Genomic DNA, 12,891 nt, shown 5'->3' with positions numbered 1-12,891 from the left:
TAGTTACTAACTAGAACCTCTTTTTTATATGTTTAGCTTAAATCCCATTCCACAATAAGCCCTAAATGCGTAAGACCACCACCGAATCCGTATAGTAAAAGTGTATCTCCATTATTTAATTTTCCTCCTTTTCTAGCTAAATCTAGAGCGAGTGGAATAGAAGCTGAAGATGTATTTCCCATGTATTTTACACTCGTTAAAGTTTTTTGGATTGGAATTTCGGTTTTCTCACAAATAGATTCAATCATTCGTAAGTTAACACTGTGTGGTATGAACCAGTCTATATCATCTATTTGCATATTTGCGGTATGTAATAGTTCTTTTATACCTGCTGGCACTGTGCGTGTTGCCCATTTATATACTTCTCTTCCATTTTGAACGATTTTTTCATTTGTTTGCAGTGGGGTGTCATTCATAGTAGTAGATAAGTTTGTTCGGTATAGATGAATACCACCGTGCCCATTTGTGCCCATATGATACGCAATAAAGCTCGGTTTGTTTTCATCTCTTTCTAATAAAATAGCTCCAGCACCATCGCCAAATAAAATACACGTCGTTCTATCGGTGTAATCAGTAACTTTTGATAATGTCTCTGTCGCTACGACAAGTACTTTTTTATGCGATCCAGAAGTAATCAAGCTATTACCGACGTGCAAGCCATATGTGAAACCAGCGCAAGTGGCATTTAAATCAAATGCCATTGTATGAGGTATGTTGAAGTATTGTTGTATTTGGCAAGCAACACTAGGGAAAACGTAATCAGCAGTAGTAGTAGCGACAATGATACAGTCGATATCTTCTAAGTTCTTTTTAAATGTTGTACATAAATTTTCAATGGCTTTAATGGCTAAGTGTGAGGAGTATTCATCTTCGCTAGCAATTCTTCTTTCCTTCATTCCTGTTCTTTGTACAATCCATTCATCATTTGTATCAATCATTTTTTCTAAATCATGATTAGAGAGTATTTGATTTGGAACATGAGTACCAATTGCAGTAATACGGGATTTAGAATTCATAGGAACAGCTCCTAACTTTATTTTTATAACCTGATACTAACACTGGGTTATAAAAATGTCGATAAAGACTTTTATTTTATTGAAACTAGAATGCTTAACTTACTATGAAGGAATTTGGCGAGTGGTGTAAAAATAGTATACGAGAAGTTTTAAAAATTGATAATGAAGAGAGTTGGGCTCTTTGAAAAGAATTTTGTATATATTTCCTGTTGTCATTATTTGCAGCTTTATTCTTATTGTTTTACCAGAGAAGTCTTACGCTTGTGAGTGTATGAAAGTATCACCAGAAGAGAGGTTACAAAAAACTAATGTAGTGTTTGAAGGTAAGGTATTAGAAGTTCAAGAGAAGGGCGGAAAAATGGAAATATTATTTGAAGTGAAGAAAATTTGGAAAGGGACAAGCTCTTCGCAAGTTATTATATATACAAGTTTTAGTAGCTGTACGTTTCCTTTTACGGAGGGAGGAGAGTATTTAGTCTTTTCTTCTTATAGAGGAGAAGGACAGTTAGAGACATCTATGTGCAGTGGAACGAAGAGATTAGATGAGGCAGGGGCGGACAAAGTAGCTTTAAGTCAAATTGCAAAAGAGTCTGTTCCAACGAAGGAAGTCGATTTAAAGGATGACATGTTGAACGGTTTAAGTTGGTGGCAAGTTGTTACTCTTTCTGTAGGTCTGTTACTGATAGTAGCTCTTGTGATTTTTAGTGTAAGAAGAATGCGCAAAAAATGACGATTAAAGTAAATATATAAAGAATTTCTTTCTGTTTCTATAGGTGGTTTAACCTTGTGAAAGCGAATTACTTATGCTACACTTTATGTAACTTAAAATGAACGGAGGGGCTTCCTTTGATCTTAATCAGATTACGTCTCAAGACTTTGTGCCAATAATTGAATAGCGCTCAAAGGCTCTGTCTGTGTACAGAGTGAACGGGATTGGTCTGCCTATTTTAAAGGAACCCTTTATTAAGCTTATATGTGAAAAAGAGGGAGGGACGAATACGCCCTCTTTTTGTTTTGCCTTTATAAATAGAATGGGATCGTATAGGTGAACACTTATTGTGGATACGTATATGACCTTGGGACTTTTTGACTATGAGATAGGATGAAAGCGTAGCTTTCTTCTATTTCTTTGGTGAACCCTTATCCGTTTACGAAAACACAGGCAGTGACCTGTGTTTTTTATTTTACGTAATCGAAATGGAGGAATAAATATATGGAAGAATTATTACAAAGAGCAGTTTTAGTTGGAGTAAATTTAGGTAATGAAGATGATTTTGCATATTCGATGGAAGAGCTAACGAATCTTGCAGAAGCTTGTGATGTAGAGGTAATTGGACAAGTGACGCAAAATTTACAACGAGTAAATCCATCCCATTATATTGGAAAAGGAAAGATTGAAGAAGTAGCAGCCTATGTAAATGAAGTAGATGCAAATATGGTCATCTTTAATGATGAATTATCGCCTTCACAAATCCGAAATTTAGAAGCGGATTTAGATTGTAAAGTAATTGACCGTACCATATTAATTTTAGATATTTTTGCGCAACGTGCGAAAACGAAAGAAGCGCAGTTGCAAGTAGAAGTAGCCCACCTTCAATATATGATGCCACGTTTAATCGGTCTTCGTGAATCGTTAGGAAGACAGAGCGGCGGAGTTGGTACGAAAAATAAAGGTGTCGGTGAGAAGAAATTAGAGTTAGACCGTCGTAAAATTGAAGAACAAATTTCAGTTTTAAATAAAGACTTAGAAGCACTTGTTGCCCAGCGTCAAACGCAGCGAAAGCAACGTAAGAAAAATGAAATTCCTGTTGTAGCATTAGTAGGTTATACGAACGCAGGAAAATCAACGACCATGAATGCGATGCTTGAAATTTACAATGGTACAGAAGAAAAACAAGTGTTTGAAAAAGATATGTTATTCGCGACGTTAGAAACATCTGTGCGAAATATTGATTTGCCAGATAACAAATCATTCTTATTAACAGATACAGTTGGATTTGTAAGTAAATTACCACATCACCTTGTGAAAGCATTCCGTTCAACGTTAGAAGAAGTAGCGGAAGCGGACCTACTTATTCACGTTGTAGATTACGCAAATCCAAATTATGAACAGTTAATTGATATTACAAATGAAACGTTAAAGAAAATTGGAGTAGAAAATATCCCAACCATTTATGCTTATAACAAATCAGATATGGTAGATGTTGAAATTCCGAAAGTACAAGAAGACCGCGTTTATTTATCAGCGAAGAAACATGTTGGAATTGAAGAACTTGTCGAAATGATTCGCTCACACATTTATAAAGAGTATACGAAGTGTGAAATGCTAATTCCGTATGATCAAGGGCAGGTAGTTTCTTATTTCAATACTCATGCGCACGTTCTATCTACGAGTTATGAAAACGAAGGTACGAAACTAGAAGTAGAATGTAAGACGAGTGATTACGAAAAGTATAAGCGTTTTGCGATTTAATAAAAAAGGCGATTCTAACATATGTTAGGATCGCCTTTTTCTTATTCTGTAATAGAGGCCCATTTATAAGAATAAATTCCTGCAAATGGACGAATAACAACACCCTTTACTGTTGGACGCTCTAAATATACAAGACCTGATTGGAAGATTGGAGCAATGGCTGCATCATCTTCAAGTAAGATTTTCTCAGCATCTTGGAACGCTTTCCAACGTGCTGGTAAGTCCATTACTAAAGTAGAGCTCGTTTTCTCAATTAATTCGTCGTATTGTTTGTTTGAGTAACTCATCTTATTAAACGGTCCGTCTGTGACGAACATATTTAAAAATGTTGTAGGATCAGGATAATCTGGTCCCCAAGTAGAAAGTGAAATTTCAAAATCGCCATTTCCTTCACGATCTAAAAATGCTTTTACTAGAAGTGGGTGTAATGTGATTTTTAGTCCAGGTAAGTTTTTCTCTAGTTCACCTTTTAAAAATTCACTAATTTTTTTATCGTTAGACTCATCAGTTGTTATGATTGAAAGGGAAGTGTTTTGTAAGTTTGTTTCTTTTTTCGCAGTTTCCCATAGTTTCTTAGCTTCTTTCACATTTGTTTCTACTTTTACATGACTTGTACTGCGAAAATCTTTATTGTCAGGTCCTTTTACGAATCCTTTCGGAACGAATGCATTCGCAGGTATAGAACCATTGTTTAAAATCGTTGTTGCCTCTTGTTTTTGACCGCATGCTGTTAAAAACATAGATAATGTGATCGAGAGCGCGACGATTCCTTTAGTTTTTTTCTTCATAGCTGTCATCCTTCCCTTCATCTCTGCCTTAGTATAAAAGAAAATATAGAAAATTTCTATAAATAAACCCGATAAAACATATAGAAAAAATATATTATGTAAAAAGTGATATTTCTGGAAAAAGAAACGAAACCAGTATAGAATAGAAATGTTTCAAAAGTCAGAATTTATTACACCTACTGTAATAAATATATATTTTGTACAGGAAGGAGAGATTCATATATGCAGGCAGTTTCGCAAAAGAACACAGTAGAAACACCGACAATATATCGAATATTATTTGCGATTAGCTTCGGTCATTTTTTAAATGATTCGATGCAAGCAGTTGTGCCCGCGTTGTTTCCTATTTTGGAAAAAACGATGAATTTATCCTATATGCAAGTAGGGTGGATTGCGTTTGCGTTAAATATGACATCATCGATTATGCAACCGGTTTTTGGTATGTATTCGGATAAGAAGCCGTCACCATTTTTATTACCGCTCGGTATGTTTTCGAGTATGCTTGGGATGATTGGACTCGCGTTTGCACCGAATTTTATTATTGTTATTATTTCTGTTTTATTTATCGGATTAGGTTCCGCAGTCTTTCATCCAGAAGGTGCCCGGGTTGCTTATATGGCGGCAGGGACGAAACGAGGTTTAGCGCAAGCGATTTATCAAGTGGGAGGAAATACAGGTAATTCTCTAGCTCCTATTTTTACAGCGTTAATTTTCGTTCCGCTTGGGCAAATTGGTTCTTTAGGTTTTACAGCCTTTGCAGCGGTAGGGATTGTATTATTAATTTTCGTATCAAATTGGTATAGGAATGAATTAGCGACTGGCGCTGTGAGGAGAAAAAAGAGGGCTGCGCTTGAGGCGGAAAATGCGATTGTAAGTACACATATTAAATTTGTTATTTTACTTCTTGTTTTCCTTACTTTTGTACGCTCTTGGTATGGTGCTGGTATCGGGAATTTTTATCAATTTTACTTAATTGAGCATTACGGTTTATCTATAAAAAATGCCCAGTATTTCGTATTCGCATTTATGATTGCCGGTGTATTAGGAACTTTCTTTGGTGGTCCACTAGCAGATCGATTTGGAAAGAAAACAATTATTGTATTTTCAATGCTAGGTTCGGCGCCACTTGCACTTTTACTACCTCACGTTTCGCTCGCGTGGGTCGTACCGTTATTTCTATGTATCGGTTTTATTAGTTCAAGTAGTTTTAGTGTAATTGTTGTATATGCGCAAGAACTTGTACCTGGAAAAGTAGGAATGGTATCTGGATTAATTGTAGGGCTTGCATTTGGACTCGGAGCTTTAGGATCTGTAGTTCTAGGGAAATTGGCTGATATATATAGTCTACAATTCATTATGTTACTATGTAGTTGTTTACCATTAATTGGACTTACTTCATGGTTATTACCAAGTGATAAGAAAACGATAGAATAGGGGATGCACTATGAAATTATGTGAAAATGTAACAGAATTAATAGGAGATACACCTGTCGTCAGATTATCTAAATTTATTCCAGCAGACGCAGCAGATGTGTATGTAAAACTAGAAATGTTTAATCCATCGCGCAGTGTGAAAGACCGTGCTGCCTATAATTTACTGCACGTTGCAGAAGAGAATGGTCTTATCAAACCAGGAGATACAATTATTGAACCGACAAGTGGAAATACAGGGATAGGCTTAGCAATGAATGCAGCAGCTAAAGGGTATAAAGCGATTTTAATTATGCCAGATAATATGTCAAAAGAGCGTATAAATTTATTAAAAGCATACGGCGCAGAAGTAGTTTTAACACCAGCAGAACAAAGAATGCCAGGAGCAATTGCGAAGGCATTAGAACTGCAAAAGGAAATTCCGAATAGTTTTATTCCGCAGCAATTTGAAAATCCAGCAAACCCGAATATTCATCGTTATACGACTGCACTTGAAATTTATGAACAAATGGATGGAGAGCTTGATGCATTTGTAGCAACGGCTGGAACTGGTGGAACTATTACAGGGACTGGGGAAACATTAAAAGAGAAACTACCAAACTTATATATTGCAGTAGTAGAACCGAAAGGATCTCCCGTTTTATCAGGCGGTGTGCCAGGTCCTCATAAACTAGTAGGAACAAGTCCGGGGTTTATCCCGAAAAATTTAAATACAGAAGTGTATAACGAAATTATTCAAATTGCAGATGAAGAGGCTTTAACGACAATGAGAAACTTAGCTAGACAAGAAGGTTTATTAGTAGGGCCGTCTTCCGGAGCTTCTGTTTATGCCGCAATTATGATTGCAAAACGTTTAGGTACTGGTAAAAAAGTTTTATGTGTTGCACCTGATACAGGGGAACGTTATTTGAGTATGGGATTATTTGAATGAAATTAATAGAAACCCCTTAATGGTGAAAGAGAGCTATTAAGGGGTTTGTTGTAGGTTATTTAGAGAGGAGAAGCACAATGAAATTATTAAAACCAATATACGAATATAGCGAACAAATTACGGAGTATCGCGATGCGTTTTTACATGCTGATGAACAACCACATGGCAGTAGTTCTCTACAAAATTTTGATTCTCTCGATGAATGGTTTAAAAAAGTGAGAAAGCAGGAACTAGGAGAAAAATTACTGGCTAATCGAGTACCATCTAGTCAGTTTTTAAGTTTTGAAAAAGGAGAACTTATAGGTTTTGTAAATATTAGACATCGATTAAACGAAGAATTATTACGAGAAAGTGGTCATATTGGATATAGTGTACATCCAGATAAACGTCGCCAAGGTTACGCGACAAAACAATTGAAACTTGCACTAGATGAAGCAGAAAAATTAGGATTGAAGAAAGTGTTAATAACTTGTGATAAATCGAATGTCGGCTCTGCTAAAACGATTCAAAAGGTTGGCGGTGTGTTAGAAGATGAAGTGGTTTCTTCTCATAAAAGTGAAATTGTTCAGCGTTATTGGGTAGAAATATGATGTAGTAGGAATTTGAAAAGTTAATATCAAAATAGATAAATAAAAAAGTAATGATATACTGCAATTATAGGGGGGAATGAAGTGGGATTAAAAGAGAAAGCAATAGAAATGTCGGAGATTTATAGGCAAAATCCGAAAGTGGAGGCTATCCTTTTAGCGGGTTCAGTAGCTAGAAAGTTAGAAGATGAACATTCAGATATAGAATTACATATTTTATGGTCAATGCCGCCAGAGGATGACGATCGTAAGGGACCTATTCATCGTATTGACGGGACAATTTTGTCATATTATCCTTACGAGGAAGAAGAATGGTCGGAAACATATTTGACGAAAGAAGGAATTAAATTAGAGATTAGTAACTTTTTAACAGAAACAGTAGAGAAAGTTATTTCTGATGTGGTGAATCAATATGATATAAGTTATGAAAAGCAATGTATCGTATCATCCGTTCATGACGGTGTTAGTTTGTATGGGAGAGAGAAAGTGAATGAATTAAAAGATAGAGTGGTAGCATATCTAGAAAATCTAGCGAAACGGATGATTTCAGAAAATCTTTGGTTAAGCAATCGCTGGCATAATCGAGAGGCGCTTTTAAAACGAAAAGACTGGCTTATGCTATATGATGTTATTTGTGAAGCACAAAGAAATATATTTGGAGTCTTATTTGGTTTAAACCGAATGTATGTGCATCATCCTGCCTTTAAATGGATGCCAAATAATGTGGACCGAATGAGTATTAAGCCTGAAAACTTATATGAGCGTATGGCGAATGCATTAATAGGAAAACCAGAGTATAGTGTACAGGAGTTAGAAGTGTTAATCCAAGAGGTATTACAGTTAGTAGAACACCATGCTCCAGAATTACATATTGCCGAACAGCAAAAACGTATTCAATATGCGAAGTAAGAAAGAAGGGATGTAACAATGCGTTACATCCCTTCTTTTTTTATTTAATTAATTTACCTAGTACGGGTAATCGTTGAATCTTATCACCGAGAATATGTGAAGCAAGTCCGCTCGTTAAGACGAATAAAAGGTAAACAATCCCTCCTACAGCGCCGCATATAACAACAATGAGAAGTGATTCCATATAAGATTGTCCAGGAATTAACCATGTTAAAATTGCTTTTAATGCCATCACAACAGCAGACATTGCTGCTGAGTAAATTGTAATAAGAAATACTGTTTTTGCTGTTTCACCAATTTTAAATTTCGCAAACTTAACGATGCAGTACAACATAATAACATTGGAAACGAGGTATCCAAGAATGGTTCCAAGTACAGCACCGTGTCCGCCAAATAAATGTAAGAGCGGTGTATTTACTAAAACTTTAACGAGAATACCGACTGAGAAAGCGATCATCGTTTTTCTTTGATAATCGATTCCTTGTAATATGGCAGCTGAAACTGTGAAAATCGCACTTAATATAGCAGAAGGTGCAAATGAAATTAAATATTGTGATCCACCAAGTGCAATTTCAGGATTTACATAAACCATACGGAATGCATCGTAAGCGATGCTAGCAAGGCCAAATGCAGCCGGGATGGTGAAGAATAACAATACTTGAAATATCTTTGAAATTTGTTCTTGTAATTCTTCTAGTTTCCCGCTTGTATAAGATTTCGTTATAGCAGGAATGATTGTTAAGGAGAATCCAGTTGCAAGTGAAGCTGGAATCATAATTAACTTTTGGGCATAGTTCGTTATATAAGCGAACACGGCATTCGCTGTTTCTAAAGGCTCTCCCATCGCTCTCAGGGCATCAGCTACAGTATATTGATCTACTAACGTGTAAAGCGGAATTGCGATGCCGACAAATACAATTGGGATTGCATATCGAAGTAATTCTATATAAATATTTTTTATTGAGATATTGGATGCTCTTGATTTTAATTCGCCTTCGGGAGGTTTTAATCCATTATATTTTTTCCAGTACACCATTAAAATAGAGACGCTTGCCAGTGCTCCGATAACAGCTCCAAACGTAGCAACTGCAACAGAAGAGGCTATGGAACCTCCTAATAGTTTTGAGACGATGAAACTACCAACTAAAATGAAAACAACGCGCGCAATTTGTTCTACGACTTGAGAAACAGCGCTTGGTTTCATATGTTGAAATCCTTGGAAATAACCACGTGTAACACTCATTGCTGGTACGATAATCAGTGCGAAACTTAATGCTCGCATCGTAAGTGTTACGTCAGAGATAAATTGTGGATCTGGCGTTTTCGAGCGAATAATAAATTGTGATATGTACGGTGCTCCAATAAATAAAACTAAAAACCCTAAAAAGCCCATAAACAGCATTAATTTTACGCTAGAGTTGTATAATTTTTTGCTTGTACTATAATCACCAAGCGCATTATGCTTTGCAACGAATTTGGAAACGGCAATAGGAATACCGGCAGTTGAAAAGCTTAATAAAATTCCGTACCAAGAGTATGCATATCCATATAAAGCGACCCCTTGTGTTCCGACTAATAGTTGAAAAGGGAAGAAGTATATAAAACCTAATATACGTGAAATCATTGTCGCACCGCTTAATAAAGCAGTTCCTTTTAAAACTTTTGAAGTAGACAAAATTCTTTCCTCCTACTCGTGCTGTCTTGCATTCATCGTATACTACTATAAACTTATTAGAGAAATTAATGTAGTATAGAACATAAATATTCTAATATTATTCATTTAAAAGTCACATTTCGAATTTAAAAAAAGAATGTAATACATAAAAATTCAAAATATAAGTTGACACTATTTTTAATGTGTGATAAAAATGATAGTAATCAATTCGGAAAATAATATTTGGGCAATGAAAGGGTATAGTAGTGAATATCTCCCTATTTCAGAGAGCTGGTGGTTGGTGTGAATCAGCATATAGATTATTCATGAAGTTCGTCCTGGAGCATCTTTCATAAATCTCACATTGTGAGGAAATGAAAGACGGTAGTTTATACCGTTATCAAATAAAGTGGTGAAGATTGTTTCACAACTAGGGTGGTACCGCGATATTTATCGTCCCTACGTATTTACGTAGGGACGTTTTTTATTTAGGTCCTAACTTTGTTGTGCTTCATAACTAGGGTGGTACCGCGATATTTTATCGTCCCTACGTATTTACGTAGGGGCGTTTTTTATTTAGGTCCTAACTTTGTTATATCTTCATAACTAGGGTGGTACCGCGATATTTTTGTCGTCCCTACGTATTTGCGTAGGGGCGTTTTTTATTATTAGGGAGGAAGTGAGCGTATTAGAAAAGAGTACGGATAGAACAATATAAATACTGAATTGTAAAACAGAAAAAGATAAAGAGAGGAGATTAACAGATGAATTCACAGCAATGGACATCGAAATTAGGTTTCGTATTAGCTGCAGCAGGTTCAGCAATTGGTCTAGGGGCTATTTGGAAGTTCCCGTATATGGCCGGAATTGGAGGGGGCGGCGCGTTCTTTCTTATTTTCATCGGTTTCACATTATTAATTGGTTTACCACTATTATTAGCTGAATTCGTTATCGGAAGAAGTACACAAAAAGAGGCTGTTGATGCGTATAGAGAAATCGCACCAAAAACATTATGGCCATGGTTAGGGAAATTAGGGATTGTAACATGTTTCATATTACTTTCTTTCTACAGTGTTGTAGGAGGCTGGATTTTATTATATTTATGGAATGCAATTACAGGTAGACTATGGGAAGGAAATGGAGCATACGAAGCTACGTTTGGTGAAATCATTTCCAATCCGTATTTAGCAGTAGGATCACAGCTATTATTCATCCTTATTACTATTTTCATTGTAAGTAAAGGTGTACAAAATGGTGTTGAAAAAGTAAATAAATATTTCATGCCAGCGCTATTCGTTTTATTCTTTGTATTAATCGTTCGTGCACTTACGTTAGATGGTGCAGGAGAAGGGGTTCGTTTCTTCTTACAACCTGATTTCTCAAATGTAACATCAGAAGTAATTTTATATGCGATGGGTCAATCGTTCTTCTCATTATCGGTCGGTGTAGCAGTAATGGTAACGTATAGTTCATACTTACCGAAGGAAGAAAGTTTACCGCGTTCGGCATTTTCAATCGTTGGTTTAACACTTGTCATTACATTACTTGCAGGACTTGCAATTTTCCCAGTTGTATTCGCATTTGGATTAGAACCATCGCAAGGACCAGGACTATTATTTATCGTATTACCTGCTATTTTCAGTAAAATGGCGTTCGGAAAAGTGTTCTTCGTTATTTTCTTATTGCTGTTCTTCTTCGCAACGATTACATCGGCTATTTCTATGCTAGAAATTAGTGTTGCGTCGTTAACATCAAAAGGTAAAGGGAAACGCGAGAAAATGGCCTTAATTGTAGGGTTATTAATCTTCGTTGTTGGAGTACCATCAGCATTATCATTTGGTATATTAGGTGATTTGAAAATTTTCGGAAAGACAGTCTTTGATTTAGCGGACTATGCAGTTAGTAACGTACTAATGCCACTTGGTGTTTTATTAGTTTCCATCTTTGTTCCATTAAAAATGAAGAAAGATGTATTAATGAAAGAACTTGGTGTAAGTAAAAATAAGGGCTATAAATTATTCGTATTATGGTTATTCTTACTTCGCTTTATCGCACCAATTGCGATTATTATCGTATTCTTAAATGTACTTGGCATTATTTAAAAAGAAAGGTAGCGTATCGTTTTATGATACGCTACCTTTTTATTTTGCACTTTTTTGTAATTCATTTACTGTTACGAACTGATAGCCCTTCTTAGATAAAGAGTCTAGAATACCTTCGATAGTCTGTAAATTTACATTAGACTCATCATACATAGAGTGCAGTAAAATGATAGAACCTGGTTTTACATTTTTAGAAACGTAGTCAATTTTATCTGCCGCAGATTTATAAAAAGTATCAGGTTCAAGATCCCATGTAATCGTTTCGATATTATTTTTATTTAAATAATATGGTAGTCCAATTAATTTTTTTCCATTAGGTGGTCTAAAATCAATTTCGCCTGTAAATCCTATTCGGCGGATTAATGAATTTGTTTTTTCTATTTCTTCTTTAATAAAAGAAGGTGTTTTAAAAACCATTCTGTTATGAGAATATGTATGGTTTCCAACTTGGTGTCCAGAGTGTACAATATCTTCTCCTAACGATAGGTTTTTCTCTAATTCATTTCCGATTAAAAAGAAAGTAGCTTTCGCATTGTACTTATCTAGTAGAGGTAATATTTGTTTTACATTGTTAGTAGGGCCATCATCAAAAGTTAAAGCAATCACTTTTTCATTTGTTTCTACTCGATTTGTTAAATCTCCAAACAATTGAAGACTTCTTGCGTTCATCAACTTATACGTTCCGAACAATGCTACAGTAATAATGAATAATGTAACGATTGTAATGATTATTTTCTTTTTCATAAAGCAACCTCACTATAGTTTTTGATTGGACTAAAAAGTATTATATCAAATTAAGTAATTTCACGCTGTAAAAAGGATGTGGATGCAAGGGGAAGGAATTTATTATATAATGTAATGAAAAAGGTATATTAGGAGGTGTTTAAATGGCGATTACAATTCAATTGCCGGACACTGCAGCGTCTCATGCAAAGCCAAGTATGGAAATGGCGATACTTTGCGTGAGGTAGACAAGTAATATACAATCGCCTAAATGAGC

10 protein-coding genes, 1 pseudogene and 1 other annotated feature are annotated in these 12,891 nt (G+C 35.5%); of the genes and pseudogenes, 7 read left to right on the top strand and 4 right to left on the bottom strand.

The annotated features are described in order from the left end of the window. Positions 1 to 32: 32 nt before the first annotated feature. Entirely contained in the window at positions 33 to 1,016 is a 984-nt protein-coding gene (locus tag ACVWY7_RS08535; protein ID WP_456523744.1) for a beta-ketoacyl-ACP synthase 3, read from the bottom strand. A 181-nt stretch (positions 1,017 to 1,197) separates the two neighbouring features. Between ACVWY7_RS08535 and ACVWY7_RS08530 the strand changes: the two genes are divergently transcribed. Both ACVWY7_RS08530 and hflX read left to right on the top strand, forming a co-directional pair. Further along, positions 1,198 to 1,746, top strand: coding sequence for a hypothetical protein (locus ACVWY7_RS08530; protein WP_000822219.1), 549 nt, complete (start codon positions 1,198 to 1,200; stop codon positions 1,744 to 1,746). 483 nt (positions 1,747 to 2,229) lie between these two features. After that, entirely contained in the window at positions 2,230 to 3,489 is a 1,260-nt protein-coding gene (hflX, locus tag ACVWY7_RS08525) for a GTPase HflX (RefSeq protein WP_000391878.1), read from the top strand. A gap of 41 nt (positions 3,490 to 3,530) precedes the next feature. On the opposite strand, the pseudogene ACVWY7_RS08520 reads toward hflX, so the two are convergent. Beyond that, positions 3,531 to 4,196: pseudogene (locus ACVWY7_RS08520) on the bottom strand (ABC transporter substrate-binding protein); the annotation flags it as partial. A 303-nt stretch (positions 4,197 to 4,499) separates the two neighbouring features. Between ACVWY7_RS08520 and ACVWY7_RS08515 the strand changes: the two are divergent. From ACVWY7_RS08515 to ACVWY7_RS08500, 4 genes are all read left to right on the top strand, one after another. Next, positions 4,500 to 5,711: an MFS transporter gene (locus tag ACVWY7_RS08515; protein WP_001149426.1), complete on the top strand. Its 1,212-nt coding sequence runs from the start codon at positions 4,500 to 4,502 to the stop codon at positions 5,709 to 5,711. A gap of 10 nt (positions 5,712 to 5,721) precedes the next feature. Further along, positions 5,722 to 6,639, top strand: a complete 918-nt coding sequence (cysK, locus tag ACVWY7_RS08510; RefSeq protein WP_105989795.1) for a cysteine synthase A — start codon at positions 5,722 to 5,724, stop codon at positions 6,637 to 6,639. A gap of 77 nt (positions 6,640 to 6,716) precedes the next feature. Beyond that, positions 6,717 to 7,229, top strand: coding sequence for a GNAT family N-acetyltransferase (locus ACVWY7_RS08505; protein ID WP_073522808.1), 513 nt, complete (start codon positions 6,717 to 6,719; stop codon positions 7,227 to 7,229). Between the two features lie 81 nt (positions 7,230 to 7,310). Then, positions 7,311 to 8,135 (top strand): DUF4037 domain-containing protein, encoded by an 825-nt coding sequence (locus tag ACVWY7_RS08500; protein WP_073522810.1) that lies wholly within the window; start codon positions 7,311 to 7,313, stop codon positions 8,133 to 8,135. Between the two features lie 40 nt (positions 8,136 to 8,175). Here ACVWY7_RS08500 and ACVWY7_RS08495 read toward each other — a convergent pair whose 3' ends face one another. Next, a complete protein-coding gene (locus tag ACVWY7_RS08495; protein ID WP_073522812.1) occupies positions 8,176 to 9,810 on the bottom strand; it encodes a putative polysaccharide biosynthesis protein in 1,635 nt (544 codons plus the stop codon). A 220-nt stretch (positions 9,811 to 10,030) separates the two neighbouring features. Further along, positions 10,031 to 10,253 (top strand) — a binding site (T-box leader). A 300-nt stretch (positions 10,254 to 10,553) separates the two neighbouring features. Here ACVWY7_RS08495 and ACVWY7_RS08490 point away from each other — a divergent pair. Next, a complete protein-coding gene (locus tag ACVWY7_RS08490) occupies positions 10,554 to 11,891 on the top strand; it encodes a sodium-dependent transporter (RefSeq protein ID WP_001088195.1) in 1,338 nt (445 codons plus the stop codon). A 39-nt stretch (positions 11,892 to 11,930) separates the two neighbouring features. Here ACVWY7_RS08490 and ACVWY7_RS08485 read toward each other — a convergent pair whose 3' ends face one another. After that, on the bottom strand, positions 11,931 to 12,635 hold the full coding sequence (locus ACVWY7_RS08485; RefSeq protein ID WP_105989794.1) for a polysaccharide deacetylase family protein: 705 nt from the start codon (positions 12,633 to 12,635) through the stop codon (positions 11,931 to 11,933). Between the last annotated feature and the right edge of the window lie 256 nt (positions 12,636 to 12,891).

Source organism: Bacillus sp. TE9106W (assembly GCF_054062215.1).
The sequence above is the reverse complement of the archived record's forward strand: the minus strand, read 5'-3'. Positions and strand labels throughout refer to the sequence as shown.